Source organism: Massilia sp. Mn16-1_5 (assembly GCF_004798585.1).
Taxonomy (GTDB): Bacteria; Pseudomonadota; Gammaproteobacteria; order Burkholderiales; family Burkholderiaceae_D; genus Telluria.
Genome location: NZ_PPXQ01000003.1, coordinates 203,830 through 217,501, shown reverse-complemented (window position 1 = coordinate 217,501; position 13,672 = coordinate 203,830). Strand labels below are relative to the sequence as shown.

The 13,672-nt window shown below is 63.3% G+C and carries 11 protein-coding genes; 7 read left to right on the top strand and 4 right to left on the bottom strand.

The window, feature by feature from the left end; all coding sequences use genetic code 11:
- Positions 1 to 5: 5 nt before the first annotated feature.
- Entirely contained in the window at positions 6 to 1,349 is a 1,344-nt protein-coding gene (gene aceF / locus C2862_RS04755; protein WP_136218960.1) for a dihydrolipoyllysine-residue acetyltransferase, read from the bottom strand.
- 77 nt (positions 1,350 to 1,426) lie between these two features.
- Positions 1,427 to 4,120, bottom strand: a complete 2,694-nt coding sequence (gene aceE, locus C2862_RS04750) for a pyruvate dehydrogenase (acetyl-transferring), homodimeric type (protein ID WP_136218959.1) — start codon at positions 4,118 to 4,120, stop codon at positions 1,427 to 1,429.
- 467 nt (positions 4,121 to 4,587) lie between these two features.
- On the opposite strand from aceE, the gene folD reads away from it, so the two are divergent.
- From folD to C2862_RS04725, 5 genes are all read left to right on the top strand, one after another.
- Positions 4,588 to 5,496 (top strand): bifunctional methylenetetrahydrofolate dehydrogenase/methenyltetrahydrofolate cyclohydrolase FolD, encoded by a 909-nt coding sequence (gene folD / locus C2862_RS04745; RefSeq protein ID WP_136218958.1) that lies wholly within the window; start codon positions 4,588 to 4,590, stop codon positions 5,494 to 5,496.
- A gap of 20 nt (positions 5,497 to 5,516) precedes the next feature.
- Positions 5,517 to 7,601, top strand: coding sequence for a M3 family metallopeptidase (locus tag C2862_RS04740; protein WP_136218957.1), 2,085 nt, complete (start codon positions 5,517 to 5,519; stop codon positions 7,599 to 7,601).
- 92 nt (positions 7,602 to 7,693) lie between these two features.
- Complete coding sequence (locus C2862_RS04735; protein WP_136218956.1) at positions 7,694 to 8,119, top strand: DNA polymerase III subunit chi; 426 nt, start codon at positions 7,694 to 7,696, stop codon at positions 8,117 to 8,119.
- Complete coding sequence (locus C2862_RS04730) at positions 8,116 to 8,493, top strand: hypothetical protein (protein ID WP_136218955.1); 378 nt, start codon at positions 8,116 to 8,118, stop codon at positions 8,491 to 8,493. The genes C2862_RS04735 and C2862_RS04730 overlap by 4 nt, the downstream gene beginning before the upstream one ends.
- A 223-nt stretch (positions 8,494 to 8,716) precedes the next feature.
- Positions 8,717 to 9,847 carry a branched-chain amino acid ABC transporter substrate-binding protein gene (locus C2862_RS04725; protein ID WP_136218954.1) on the top strand — a complete coding sequence of 377 codons (1,131 nt, stop codon included), beginning with the start codon at positions 8,717 to 8,719 and terminating at the stop codon, positions 9,845 to 9,847.
- A 78-nt stretch (positions 9,848 to 9,925) separates the two neighbouring features.
- On the opposite strand, the gene C2862_RS04720 is transcribed toward C2862_RS04725, so the two are convergent.
- Positions 9,926 to 10,234: a c-type cytochrome gene (locus C2862_RS04720; RefSeq protein ID WP_136218953.1), complete on the bottom strand. Its 309-nt coding sequence runs from the start codon at positions 10,232 to 10,234 to the stop codon at positions 9,926 to 9,928.
- A 172-nt stretch (positions 10,235 to 10,406) separates the two neighbouring features.
- On the opposite strand from C2862_RS04720, the gene C2862_RS04715 reads away from it, so the two are divergent.
- Both C2862_RS04715 and C2862_RS04710 read left to right on the top strand, forming a co-directional pair.
- A complete protein-coding gene (locus tag C2862_RS04715) occupies positions 10,407 to 10,628 on the top strand; it encodes a TIGR04438 family Trp-rich protein (RefSeq protein WP_136218952.1) in 222 nt (73 codons plus the stop codon).
- Between the two features lie 81 nt (positions 10,629 to 10,709).
- Positions 10,710 to 11,882: a HAMP domain-containing sensor histidine kinase gene (locus C2862_RS04710; protein ID WP_136218951.1), complete on the top strand. Its 1,173-nt coding sequence runs from the start codon at positions 10,710 to 10,712 to the stop codon at positions 11,880 to 11,882.
- 4 nt (positions 11,883 to 11,886) lie between these two features.
- On the opposite strand, the gene ilvD is transcribed toward C2862_RS04710, so the two are convergent.
- Complete coding sequence (gene ilvD / locus C2862_RS04705; RefSeq protein WP_136218950.1) at positions 11,887 to 13,572, bottom strand: dihydroxy-acid dehydratase; 1,686 nt, start codon at positions 13,570 to 13,572, stop codon at positions 11,887 to 11,889.
- Positions 13,573 to 13,672 lie beyond the last annotated feature (100 nt).

Genomic DNA, 13,672 nt, shown 5'->3' with positions numbered 1-13,672 from the left:
GCTCCTTACAGAAGGGTCTTGCGCAGGTCGGCCAGCACTTCGGCCAGGTAGGCGGCGAAGCGTGCGGCGCCGGCGCCATCGATCACGCGGTGGTCGTAGGACAGCGACAGCGGCAGCATCAGGCGCGGCTGGAAAGTCGAACCGTCCCAGACCGGCTTCATGGCCGACTTCGACAGGCCGAGGATCGCCAGTTCCGGTGCATTGATGATCGGCGTGAAGGCCGTGCCGCCAATGCCGCCTAGCGACGAAATCGTAAAGGTCGCGCCCTGCATGTTGGCAGGCGAGAGCTTGCCTTCGCGTGCCTGTGCGGACAGCTCACCCATCTCGGTGGCGATCTGCGACACCGTCTTCTTGTCGGCATCCTTCACGACCGGGACCACCAGGCCGTTCGGGGTGTCGGCCGCGAAGCCGATGTTGTAGTACTGCTTGAGGATCAGGTTGGCGCCGTCTTCGCTCAGCGAGGCGTTAAATTGCGGGAACTTCTTCAGCGCGGCGACCGATGCCTTGATCACGAAGGCGAGCATGGTCAGCTTGACGGCGGACTTCTGCTTGGCCAGCGCGGCGTTCGAATCGACGCGGAACTGTTCCAGGTCGGTCACGTCGGCTTCGTCGAAGGTCGTCACGTGCGGGATCATGACCCAGTTGCGGTGCAGGTTCGGGCCGGAGATCTTCTTGATGCGCGACAGCGGCAGCAGTTCGGTCGGGCCGAACTTCGAGAAGTCGAGGGACGGCCATGGCAGCAGGTCCAGGCCCACGCCGGAGCCGCCCTTGGCTGGTGCGGCGGCGGTCGGGCCGGCGGACATCACGCCCTTGACGAAGTTCTGCACGTCCTGCTGGGTGATGCGGTTCTTCGGACCGGTGCCCGGCACGCGCGACAGGTCGACGCCGAGTTCGCGCGCGAACTTGCGGATCGATGGCGATGCGTGGGCTTTGCTTGCATCGCCGGCTGGTGCAGCGGCTGGTGCTGGTGCTGGTGCTGGTGCTGGTGCTGGTGCCGGTGCCGGCGCAGGAGCGGCCGCAGGCGCCGGTGCAGCAGCGGCGGGTGCCGGGGCCGGTGCAGCCGCAGGCGCGGCTTCAGCAGCCGGTGCAGGCGCGGCAGCGGCGCCACCTGCCGCTTCCTCGAGCATCAGCACGAGCGAACCTTCGGCGACCTTGTCGCCGACCTTGACTTTCAATTCCTTGACCACGCCCGCATGGCTGGACGGGATCTCCATGCTGGCCTTGTCGGATTCGACGGTGACGAGCGACTGGTCGACCTTGATCGTATCGCCGACTTTCACCATCAGTTCGATGACTTCGACTTCCTTGAAGTCGCCGATGTCCGGGACTTTGACTTCCACAATGCTCATAGTGTTAGCTCCGTTATTTTTTGTATGCGTGCACTGACGCGCACCCACCAGCAGGCAGGCACGCAGTCACGAGCAAATTACTGGGTCACAGGATTCGGCTTGTTCGCATCGATGCCGTACTTGGCGATCGCCTGGGCCACGATCGAACGATCGATCTTGCCTTCGTCGGCCAGCGAACGCAGCGCGGCAACCGTGATGTAGTAACGGTTCACTTCGAAGAACTCGCGCAGCTTGACGCGCGAATCCGAGCGGCCGAAGCCGTCGGTGCCCAGCACCTTATAAGTGCGGTCCTTCGGCATGTAGGCGCGGATCTGCTCGGCGAACATGCGCATGTAGTCGGTGGTCGCCACGATCGGGCCGGTGGTGTCCTGCATCAGCGAGGTCACGTAAGGCACGCGCTGTTCAAGATCCGGGTTGACCATGTTCCAGCGCTCGCAATCCTGGCCGTCGCGCGCCAGCAGCGTCAGCGACGGTGCGGACCAGACGTCGGCGGCGACGCCCCAGTCGGCCAACAAGAGTTCGGCGGCGAAGATCGATTCGCGCAGGATCGTGCCGCAGCCGATCAGCTGGACGCGGTTTTCCGTTTCGCCACCCTTCTTGAGCAGGTACATGCCCTTCAGGATGCCCTCTTCGGTGCCGGCGGTGAGACCAGGCTGCTCGTAGTTCTCGTTCATGATGGTGATGTAGTAGAACACGTCTTCCTGTTCTTCCACCATGCGGCGCAGGCCGTCACGGATGATCACCGCCACTTCGTGGCCAAAGGTCGGGTCGTACGGCAGGCAGTTCGGGACCGTCGCCGCGATGATGTGGCTGTGGCCGTCTTCGTGCTGCAGGCCTTCGCCGTTCAGCGTCGTGCGGCCGGCGGTGCCGCCCATCAGGAAGCCGCGCGCACGGATGTCGCCCGCCAGCCAGACCAGGTCGCCCACGCGCTGCATGCCGAACATCGAGTAGAAGGTATAGAACGGGATCATCGTGCGGTTGTTCGACGAGTAGGACGTCGCCGCGGCGATCCACGAGCTCATGCCGCCCGCTTCGTTGATACCCTCTTGCAGGATCTGGCCGGCCTTGTCTTCGCGGTAGTACATGACCTGGTCTTTGTCCACCGGCTCGTACAGCTGGCCCTGCTGGTTGAAGATGCCGATCTGGCGAAACAGGCCTTCCATGCCGAAGGTACGCGATTCGTCGACCAGGATCGGGACGATGCGCTGGCCCAGGCTCGGGTCCTTCAGCAGGCTCGTAATCACGCGGACGTAGGACTGCGTGGTCGAGATCTCGCGGCCAGGCGCGGTCGGCTCGAGCACGGCCTTGAACGATTCGAGCGGCGGCACGACCAGCTGCTCGTCCGCCTTCTGGCGGCGCTGCGGCAGGTAGCCGCCGAGGGCCGCGCGGCGCTCGTGCAGGTACTTCATTTCAGGCGCATCGTCGGACGGCTTGAAGAACGGGATCTCGGCCAGCTTGTCGTCCGGGATAGGAATGTTGAAGCGGTCGCGCATTTCGCGGATCGCCTCGTCGTCCAGCTTCTTGGTCTGGTGCGCGGTGTTGCGCGCCTCGCCCGACTTGCCCATGCCGAAGCCCTTGACGGTCTTCACCAGCAGGACGGTCGGCGAACCCTTGTTCTCTTGCGCGTTCTTGAAGGCCGCATAGATCTTGTGCGGATCGTGGCCGCCGCGGGTCAGGCGCCAGATGTCGTCGTCGCTCATGTTGGCGACCATCTTCAGCAGCTCAGGATGCTTGCCGAAGAAGTGCTTGCGCACGTAGGCGCCGTCTTTCGCTTTGTAGTTCTGGTATTCGCCGTCGACGGTTTCCATCATCACGCGCTGCAGGATCCCGTCCTTGTCCTTCGACAGCAGGGCATCCCACTGCGAGCCCCAGATGACTTTCACCACGTTCCAGCCGGCGCCGCGGAAGTCCGCTTCCAGTTCCTGGATGATCTTGCCGTTGCCGCGCACCGGACCGTCCAGGCGCTGCAGGTTGCAGTTGACGACCATGACCAGGTTGTCGAGCTGCTCGCGCGCGGCCATGCCGATCGCGCCCATCGATTCCGGCTCGTCCATCTCGCCGTCGCCGCAGAAGACCCAGACCTTGCGATTCGCCGTGTCGGCGATGCCGCGGGCGTGCAGGTACTTCAGGAAGCGCGCCTGGTAAATGGCCATCAAGGGGCCCAGACCCATCGAGACGGTCGGGAACTGCCAGAAGTCCGGCATCAGTTTCGGGTGTGGGTAGGACGAAAGGCCCTTGCCGTCGACTTCGCGGCGGAAGTTGAGCATCTGCTCTTCGCTGATGCGGCCTTCCAGGTAGGCGCGGGCGTAGATGCCCGGCGAGCTGTGGCCCTGGATGTACAGCAGGTCGCCGCCGTGGCCGTCGCTCGGGGCTTTCCAGAAGTGGTTGAAGCCGATGCCGAGCATGTTGGCCAGCGAGGCGAAGGACGAGATATGGCCGCCCAGGTCGCCGTCGGCGCGGTTGGCTTTCACCACCATCGCCATCGCGTTCCAGCGCATCCACGAGCGCAGGCGCTCTTCGTATTCGAGGTTGCCCGGGCAGTTCACGTTCAGGTGCGCCGGGATGGTGTTGACGTAGGCGGTATTGCTGGAGAACGGGATGTGGGCGCCGCGGCGGCGCGCCAGGTCGACCAGGCGCTCCATCAGGTAGTGCGCGCGTTCGGTACCTTCGTTTTCGATGACCGCTTCGAGCGCGTCCAGCCACTCCTTGGTTTCAAGCGAATCGGGGTCATTGGCGGCCTGGGCCGTCAACTGATCGAGTTGAGCTGACATTGGTGCGTCTCCTTGGTTGCGTGGCCCACGTCGATCTCCAGATCGCCGGCGGCGGTTTTGATGAACATGTAATGAGAATTAAGCCATGCGATTCTACCAGTGGAAATGGTCTTTTTCAAATTACGATATATCATTTCATAATATGGAATTGCGCATGCGGACTGCATCTACGACCGGCTTTTTTTACTGTCGCTCCATGTCTGGCATACCCGTAAGGTGGGCGGCTGGCCGCCCACGCGTTCCACTGGTGCCTGCCCAGTGGCGCTGCGAGTTTCATACGTCCGTTAAAGCGTGGGCAGGAGACCCGCCCACCTTACGGTTCCCAGCTATGCGCCCTGGATACGCATGCACCTCATCGCTACCAACTCTGTAAATATGACAACGAACCAGCCGGCGCGGCGCGCGATTCCGCGTGATTCCCCCTGCGCGCCGTATAATTTCATCTTTGTCCAGTGATGAGCCCCACCATGCCTGCCCAACTGATCGACGGAGTCCAACTTTCCCAGCAACTGCGTGCCGAAATCGCCGAGCGCGCAGCCAAACTCACGGCCGCGGGCCAGCAACCGGGGCTCGCCGTGATCCTCGTTGGCGAAGACCCGGCCAGCCAGGTCTACGTGCGCAACAAGGTCAAGGCCTGCGGCGACGTCGGCTTTCACTCGGTCCTGGAAAAATACGATGCGGATCTCACCGAGGCCGCCTTGCTGGCCCGCATCGCCGCGCTGAACGAAGACCCGAGCATCCACGGCATCCTGGTGCAGATGCCCTTGCCGCGCCATATCAATCCGAGCAAGGTGATCGAGGCGATCGCCACCAGCAAGGACGTCGACGGCTACTCGGTACTGTCGGCCGGCGAACTGGTCGCCAACCTGCCGGGCTTCCGCCCCTGCACCCCGTACGGCTGCATGAAGCTGATCGAATCCACGGGCACGGACCTGCGCGGCAAGCACGCCGTCGTGATCGGCCGCTCGAACACGGTCGGCAAGCCAATGGCTTTGCTGCTCTTGCAAGCCAACGCCACCGTCACCATCTGCCATAGCGCGACGCCGGACCTGGGCGTCTATACGCGCCAGGCCGACGTGGTCGTCGCCGCCGTCGGCCGCCGCAATACCGTCACGGCCGACATGGTGAAACCGGGCGCGATCGTGATCGACGTCGGCATGAACCGCGACGATGCCGGCAAGCTGTGCGGCGACGTGGACTTTGCCGGCGTGCGCGAAGTGGCCGCTCACATCACTCCGGTGCCGGGCGGCGTCGGTCCGATGACGATCACCATGCTGCTGATGAATACCGTCGAGTCCGCAGAGCGCGTGCTCGGCAAACGCCAGGAAGTGCTGAACCAGGCCACGGGAATGGATCCAAAGCCTGGCGTTGCATAAACACTTTTGGAAGGAACACCATGAGCATTGATACCAGCAATTCCCTTCTTGATTTCTCGGGCCTGCCACGCTTCGATTCGTTCCACCCGGAACATGTCACGCCGGCCATCGAGCAACTGATCAAGGAAGCCACCGACGTCGTCGCCAGGCTCGAAGCCCCGAGCGACAACGTAACCTGGGACAATTTCGTGGTGCCGCTCGAGGAAGCGACCGAGCGTCTCGGCCGCGCCTGGGGCATCGTCAACCACCTGAACCACGTGGCCGACACGCCGGAACTGCGCGCCACCTACAACGAGAACCAGCCGAAGGTGACCGAGTTCTGGACCACCCTCGGCCAGAACGAAGTCCTGTTCGACAAGTACAAGGCCATCCGCGCCGGCGCCGATTACGACAGCCTGAGCCCGGCCCGTCAACGCATCGTCGAGAACGCCCTGCGCGACTTCCGTTTGGGCGGCGCCGAGCTGCCGGCGGATAAAAAGGAACGCTTTGCCGCGATCCAGGAACAGCATGCGGCGATTTCGACGCGCTTCTCGGAAAACGTGCTCGACGCCACCAACGACTACAAGCTGATCGTCGAGAACGAAAGCGAACTGGCCGGCCTGCCCAAGGACGCCAAGGCCGCAGCGAAAGCCGCGGCGGAAGCGGCCGGCAAGAGCGGCTACCAGTTCACCCTGCACTTCCCCTCCTACTTCCCGGTCCTGCAATTCGCCGACAACCGCCAGCTGCGCGAAACGATTTATCGCGCCAGCGCCACCAAGGCCTCGGACATGGGCGCCGTGTTCAGCGAACTGGAGAAATGGGACAACAGCTCGAACATCGCCCAGCTGCTGAAACTGCGCGACGAGGAAGCGAAATTGCTCGACTACCGCAACTTCGCCGAAGTGTCGCTGGTGCCAAAGATGGCCGAGAGCCCGGAACATGTGATTTCCTTCCTGGAGGACCTGGCGCGCCGCGCGCGTCCGTTCGCCGAGAAGGATCTCGCCGAGCTGCGCGCCTTTGCCAAGGACGAGCTGGGTATCGCGGACATGCAGGCCTGGGACGTGGCCTACGCCTCGGAAAAGCTGAGAGAGAAGCGCTACGCCTTCTCGGCGCAGGAGGTGAAGGAATATTTCCCTGAGCCGAAGGTGATCGAGGGCCTGTTCAAGGTCGTGCAATCGCTGTTCTCGGTAGAGATCCGCCCGGATACCGCGCCGGTCTGGCATCCGGACGTGCGCTTCTACCGCATCGAACGCGACGGCCAGCTGGTCGGCCAGTTCTATTTCGACCTGTACGCGCGTGCCGGCAAGGGCCAGGGCGCCTGGATGGACGACGCGCGCGGCCGCCGCATGACGACGGGCGGCATCGTGCAGACGCCGGTCGCCTATCTGACCTGCAACTTCACGCCGCCGGCCAGCGTCGACGGCAAGCTGCAGCCCTCGCTCTTCACGCATGACGAAGTCACCACGCTGTTCCACGAATTCGGCCACGGCCTGCACCACATGCTAACCGAAGTCGAGGAGTTGTCGGTGTCGGGCATCTCGGGCGTCGAATGGGATGCGGTCGAGCTGCCTTCGCAGTTCATGGAAAACTTCTGCTGGGAGTGGGACGTGCTGCAAGGCATGACCGCGCACTTCCGCACCGGCGAACCGCTGCCGCGCGCGCTCTACGACAAGATGCTCGCCGCAAAGAACTTCCAGTCGGGCATGCAGACCCTGCGCCAGGTGGAGTTCTCGCTGATCGACATGCACCTGCACTACGACTTCGATCCGAACAGCCAGCGCAGCGTGCAGGAACTGATCGACGACGTGCGGAGTAAATTCTCGGTACTGATCCCGCCGTCCTTCAACCGCTTCCAGCACTCCTTCGGCCACATCTTTGCCGGGGGCTATGCGGCGGGCTACTACAGCTACAAGTGGGCGGAAGTGCTGTCGGCCGACGCCTATGCCGCTTTCGAGGAAGCGATCGAAGCCGGCGGTGGAGAACTGTCGGCGGAAACGGGCCGGCGCTTCCAGCGCGAGATCCTGGCGGTGGGCGGTTCGCGTCCGGCGCTGGAATCGTTCAAAGCCTTCCGGGGCCGGGAGCCGTCGATCGACGCTCTGCTGCGCCACAATGGCATGAACGCGTAAGCGTTCGAAGACCTGCGCACCGGCGATAAGTTCGCCGGTGCGCAGCGACGCAAACCAACCGCCTTTCGTCCCTCCGGTTTACAATCTGATCCATGACACGGATCGACTTTCACACCAATATCCCCGACAAGCTCGCCTATGCCTGCCGCCTGGCGCGCAAGGCCTACTCGTCGAAGGCTAAAATCGTCCTGCTGGCCGAGGACGACGCCCAGGCCGCGGCCCTGAACGAGGCGCTGTGGACGCTGTCGAACATCGATTTCCTGCCGCATGTGATGGCCGACGATCCGCTTGCGCCCGAAACCCCGATCATCATCACCGCCAGCGAAGAGGCGGCCCTGCCGCACCACGACATGCTGGTCAACCTCACGCGCCGCACGCCCAGCACCTTTGCCCAGTTCGCACGCGTGTTCGAAATCATCTCCACCGACGAGAGCGACGCCGCCGCCGGGCGCCAGCGCTACGTCGCCTATAAAAAGCAGTCCTATCCGCTCACCCACTTCGTCGCAGGACAATCATGAGCCAGAATCCAGCCTTCGATAGCAGCATTCCCGTGTTGACTGAAGTTGTGCTGGAGCCCGTGGTGACGCCGGCCGAGGCTGGACAGGCCGAGGCGGAAGCGGCGATTGCCGTGGCGGAGGAATTGGCGGAGGCGGAGGCGCCAGTCGAAGCTGCCGCACCTGCAGCCCTGCAGCCGCAGCCCGAACCGAACTGGGACGAGCTCGAAAGCCGCATCGTCGAGCGCGTTGTCGCGCAGCTGCAGCCACAGATCGATGCGGTCGTGCGCAATGCCCTTGCCTCGGCTGGCGACCAGATCCACATCGGCCTGCGCCAGGCGGTCGAGCAGGTCGTCGCCCAGCAAGTCGCAGCAATCCAGTTCGGCCAAAAAAGCTGACCTACGGGCGGTCTCTACGCCCCCCTCAACCGGTGCGCCGGCGTCCAATTTCGCCTTCAAACGGTGCGTGAATTCATGCATACGCACCACGCATGCCCACCCCTCGCAATACCGCTTTCCTCCCTCTCCAAATTGTTGTACCTTTGCTCTGCTGCATCAATCGCAACAGGCGTCCGCCGGCGGTGAATCGGGCGCTCGTCATCCCCACCATTTTGGAGAACGTATGACCACCAAGCTCATTCCCCTCGCCGTCGCGATGCTGTTCGCTGCCAACGCCAGCGCCCAGCAGGTCGTCAAGATCGGCCACGTCGGCCCGGTCTCCGGCCCGAATTCGCACCTCGGCAAGGACAACGAGAACGCCGCGCGCATGGCGATCGACGAGCTCAACGCAAAAGGTTTTGTCGTCAACGGCCAGAAGGTCACGCTGCAGCTGGTGGCCGAGGACGATGCCTCGGATCCGAAGCAAGGCACGGCCGTGGCGCAGAAGCTGGTCGACGCCAAGGTCAAGGGCGTCATCGGCCACCTGAACTCGGGCACCAGCGTGCCTGCATCGAAGATCTACAACGACGCCGGCATCCCGCAGATTTCGCCGGCCACCACCGCCACCCAGTACACCAAGCAGCGCTTCCCGGGCGCCTTCCGCGTGGTCGCGAACGACGCCAAGCTGGGCGGCACGCTGGGCAAGTACGCGGTGGACACGCTGAAGGCGAAGAACATCGCCGTCATCGATGACCGCACGACTTACGGCCAGGGCGTGGCGACCGAATTCCTGAAGGGTGCCAAGGGTCCCGGCGTGAAAATCGTCGGCAAGGAATTCACCAGCGCCACGGCCACCGACTACACGGCCATCCTGACCTCGATCCGCGCCAAGAAGCCGGACCTGGTCTTCTTCGGCGGCATGGATTCGGTCGGCGGTCCGATGCTGAAACAGATGAAGGCGCTCGGCATCGACGCCCGCTTCATGGGCGGCGACGGCATCTGCACCGAATCGCTGGGCCGCCTGGCGGGCGATGCGGTCGGCGAAGGCAAGGTGATTTGCGCCGAGGCCGGCGGCGTGACGGGCGACGAAGAAAAAGCGATGGCCGACTTCCGCGCCCGCTTCAAGCAGAAGACCGGGGTCGACGTGCAGCTGTATGCGCCCTACGTCTACGATGCGGTGATGGTGATGGCGGCGGCCATGCAGAAAGCGAACTCGGTCGAGCCGGCCAAGTACCTGCCGGAACTCAAGAAGATCAACTACAAGGGCGTGACCGGCCAGATCGCCTTCGACCAGAGCGGCGACATCAACAACGGCGCCCTGACCCTGTACACCTTCAAGGGCGGCAAGCGCAGCAAGATGGAGGTGATCCGCTGAGGCGGTTCCGTACTCCTGGAAAACAAAAAGCGCGCCTGGCATTGCCGGCGCGCTTTTTTATCGAGGCTGCCCCTCGGCTTACTTGGTTGCGAGCACCCACTTCACCAGGCTGCGCGCTTCCGCTTCGCTCACCTGTGGATTGGCCGGCATCGGGACCGGGCCCCAGGCGCCGGAACCGCCCTTCATGACTTTGGCGACCAGCTTGTCTTCCGCGCCTTTTTGACCGGCGTATTTAGCCGCCACATCCTTGTAGGCTGGACCGACCAGTTTGGTGCCGACTGCGTGGCAGGCCATGCAATTCTTCGCTTTTGCCAGGTCGGCTTGCGCGAAAGCGCTCGACGATGCCAGGACCGACAACAGACCGCACAAGACCAAAGAACGTTTCATCTGACTCTCCATGTGTAATGCTTGCATTCTACCGCGTTTCCGTCGAGCGAAGACCCTTGTCACACTCTGTAACCTCGCTTACGTTTTGTGGTTGTACGGTTTCCACGGTCCTGCCATATTTTGCCACAGAGCACTATTTTATTTGTAAGATGGCCGGATTCTGGAGAATGACATGCCTTTGATCCTGTTGATTGCCGCGCTCGTCGCGCTGCGTTTTTTTGAAGTCTGGCGCTTTGCCGAGCTGTCCTGGTGGTGGATCGTCGCCCTGATGGTATTCGCCTTCGTTTGGTTCGAATACGTGGAAACCCTGCTCGGCTGGGACAAGAAAAAGGCCCACGACGAGGACGACAAGCGGCGCAAGGCGCGCGTCAAGAATTCCTTCGACAAGCGCTAAATATTACCTGCTAGCAAGCTAAAGCCGTAGCCGATACCGTTTATGTAGAATGAATGACCACGCTACATACGGGAACCGCGCATGCAGGATGTGTTGACCAGCCACTGGACCGAGGAGCAAGCCGCCGCGCTGACGCGCCTTATGCTGGAGGGCACGCAGCAGTACGGCGTGATGTTCTACGACATCGAACGCCGCATTACGGGCTGGAACGAAGGCGCACATACCATCACCGGCTGGACGGCCCAGGAACTGCTGGGCCAGCCGATCGCGACGATCTTCGTGCCCGAAGACCGCGACCGCAAGCTCGACGAACACGAAGCCAACATGGCGCGCCTGCTCGGCGCCGGCGAGGACGAGCGCTGGCACATGCGCAAGGACGGCTCGCGCTTCTGGGCCAGCGGCGTCAGCATCATGCTCAGGGATGCAGCCGGCGAGCCTTGCGGCTTCGTCAAGATCTTTCGCGACGCCACCCACCTGCGCGCGCGCATGAAATACCTGGAAAACATTCTGCAGGAATGCAACGCCCGCCAGAGCGAAAAGGATGTGTTCATCGGCACCATCGCGCACGAGCTGCGCAATCCCCTTTCGCCGCTGAAGACGGCGCTCGAATTGCTCAAGCGCTCGCCCGAGCAGCACGCGCGCTTCGAATACCCGATCAAGATCATGGACCGCCAGGTCGGCTTCCTCGAGCGCCTGGTGGAAGACCTGGTCGACCTGACGCGGGTCCAGGCCGGCAAGATGAGCATCGCCTACGAAACGGTCCAGCTGCAGGCTTTTATCCAGGAAGTGCTCGACAGCTGCTGCCCGGCCGCCCAGGCCAAGGGCCTGCACATCCGCTCGATCGTACCCTCGGTGCCGATCGAGATCGAAGTCGATCCGCGCCGCCTGCAGCAGGTGATGACGAACCTGATGAACAATGCCATCAAGTACACGCCCGGCGGCGGCAGCATCTGGCTGAAAGCCACTACCGACCAGACCCATTTCCTGTGCTACGTGAAGGACAACGGCCAGGGCATCAGCGCCGAACTCTTGCCGCATATTTTCAACGTCTTCACCCAGGCCGAGGACGCGCATGCGGGCCGCGGCGCCGGGCTCGGGATTGGCCTGGCCGTGGTGCGCGAGATCGTCAGCCTGCATCAGGGAACGGTCGAGGTACGCAGCGAAGGGCCGGGCAAGGGAAGCGAATTCAGCATTCGCATTCCCTTGAAGAGGCCGGCGGGATCGGCGCCGGAACCGCTGGACGGGCGCAGATAAGTCTTTACCCCGTCACCGCGCCCTTGCTCGCGCTCGAGGCCAGCGCCGCGAACTTGGCCAGCACCCCGCGCGTGTAGCGCGGGGCCGGCCGGGTCCAGGCGGCGCGCCGGCGTGCCAGCTCCTCGTCCGCCACGTTCAGCTGGATCAGGAGCCGGTTCGCATCGATCGTCACCGAATCGCCTTCCTGCACCAGCGCGATCGTGCCGCCCTCGAAGGCTTCCGGCGAGACGTGTCCGACCACCATACCCCAGGTGCCGCCCGAGAAGCGGCCGTCGGTAATCAAGCCCACCGATTCGCCGAGGCCCTTGCCGATCAGGGCGCCGGTCGGCGCCAGCATTTCCGGCATGCCCGGCCCACCCTTCGGGCCGAGGTAGCGTAGCACCAGCACGTCGCCGGGCCGGATGCGGTCGCCGAGGATGGCGTCCATTGCCGAGTCTTCGTCGTCGAAGACGCGGGCGGGCCCAGTGATCGCGGGATGTTTCAGGCCAGTGATTTTCGCCACCGCCCCTTCCGGCGACAAATTGCCTTTCAGGATAGCCAGGTGTCCCTGGGCATACAGGGCTTGGGAGATGGGCCGGATCACGTCCTGGTCCGCGCGCGGCACGCCCGGCACGTCCGCCAGTTCCTCGGCCAGCGTGCGGCCGGTGATCGTGATGCAGTCGCCGTGCAGCAGGCCGGCGTCGAGCAGCAGCTTCATCACTTGCGGCACGCCACCCGCCTTGTGCAGGTCGGTCGCGACATACTGGCCGGATGGCTTCAGGTTGCAGATCACCGGCACCTTGCGCCGTACGGCCTCGAAATCGTCCAGCGTCCACGGCACGTCGGCGGCGTGGGCAATCGCTAGGTAATGCAGCACGGCGTTGGTCGAGCCGCCGGTCGCCATGATCAGGGACACCGCGTTCTCGATCGATTGTCGAGTGATGATGTCGCGCGGCTTCAGATCGCGTTTCACGGCTTCCACCAGTACGCGCGCCGACTCGGCGCAGGACGCGACTTTTTCCTCGTCCGGATTGGCCATGGTCGAGGAATACAGCAGCGACATGCCCAGCGCCTCGAAGGAGGACGACATCGTGTTCGCCGTGTACATGCCGCCGCAGGAACCGGACGAGGGACAGGCATTGCGCTCGATCCCCTGGAAGTCTTCCTGGCTCATGCGCCCGGCCGTGAATTCGCCGACCGCCTCGAAGCTCGAGACGATGGTCAGGTCCTTTCCCTTCCAGTGGCCCGGCTTGATCGTGCCGCCGTAGACGTAAATGCCCGGCACGTTCGCGCGTGCCAGCGCGATCATCCCGCCCGGCATGTTCTTGTCGCAGCCGCCGATGACGACGACGCCGTCCATCCACTGGCCGTTGACGCAGGTTTCGATGCAGTCGGCAATGACTTCGCGCGAGATCAGCGAAAACTTCATGCCCTCGGTGCCCATCGACATGCCGTCGGAAATGGTCGGCGTGCCGAACACCTGCGGGTTGGCGCCGCTGGCTTTCACCGTGGCGACCGCGGCGTCGGCCAGTTTTTGCAGGCCGGAGTTGCAGGGCGTGATGGTCGAGTGGGCGTTGGCGACGCCAATCATGGGTTTACCGAAGTCTTCTTCCCGATAACCCATCGCGTAGTACATCGAGCGGTTCGGGCTGCGGGCGACGCCTTCGGTGACGTTGCGGGAACGGCTGTTGTAGCGCGGCTGATCAGGCATGGCGACCTCCTCGTAAGCAGTCCTCCGAGAATGCCTTGCGCGCAGGGGAGCGTCAAATATAAGATTGATATGCGAAACATATCAGTCTTCATAAAATCCA

Excerpts from the sequence above, each read along its gene's own strand:
- C2862_RS04710 (WP_136218951.1), top strand. The coding sequence starts at position 10,710 with ATGCAGGATGTGTTGACCAGCCACTGGACCGAGGAGCAAGCCGCCGCG.
- C2862_RS04715 (WP_136218952.1), top strand. The coding sequence starts at position 10,407 with ATGCCTTTGATCCTGTTGATTGCCGCGCTCGTCGCGCTGCGTTTTTTT.
- C2862_RS04720 (WP_136218953.1), bottom strand. The coding sequence starts at position 10,234 with ATGAAACGTTCTTTGGTCTTGTGCGGTCTGTTGTCGGTCCTGGCATCG.
- C2862_RS04735 (WP_136218956.1), top strand. The coding sequence starts at position 7,694 with ATGACACGGATCGACTTTCACACCAATATCCCCGACAAGCTCGCCTAT.
- C2862_RS04725 (WP_136218954.1), top strand. The coding sequence starts at position 8,717 with ATGACCACCAAGCTCATTCCCCTCGCCGTCGCGATGCTGTTCGCTGCC.
- C2862_RS04730 (WP_136218955.1), top strand. The coding sequence starts at position 8,116 with ATGAGCCAGAATCCAGCCTTCGATAGCAGCATTCCCGTGTTGACTGAA.
- aceE (WP_136218959.1), bottom strand. The coding sequence starts at position 4,120 with ATGTCAGCTCAACTCGATCAGTTGACGGCCCAGGCCGCCAATGACCCC.
- ilvD (WP_136218950.1), bottom strand. The coding sequence starts at position 13,572 with ATGCCTGATCAGCCGCGCTACAACAGCCGTTCCCGCAACGTCACCGAA.
- C2862_RS04740 (WP_136218957.1), top strand. The coding sequence starts at position 5,517 with ATGAGCATTGATACCAGCAATTCCCTTCTTGATTTCTCGGGCCTGCCA.
- folD (WP_136218958.1), top strand. The coding sequence starts at position 4,588 with ATGCCTGCCCAACTGATCGACGGAGTCCAACTTTCCCAGCAACTGCGT.
- aceF (WP_136218960.1), bottom strand. The coding sequence starts at position 1,349 with ATGAGCATTGTGGAAGTCAAAGTCCCGGACATCGGCGACTTCAAGGAA.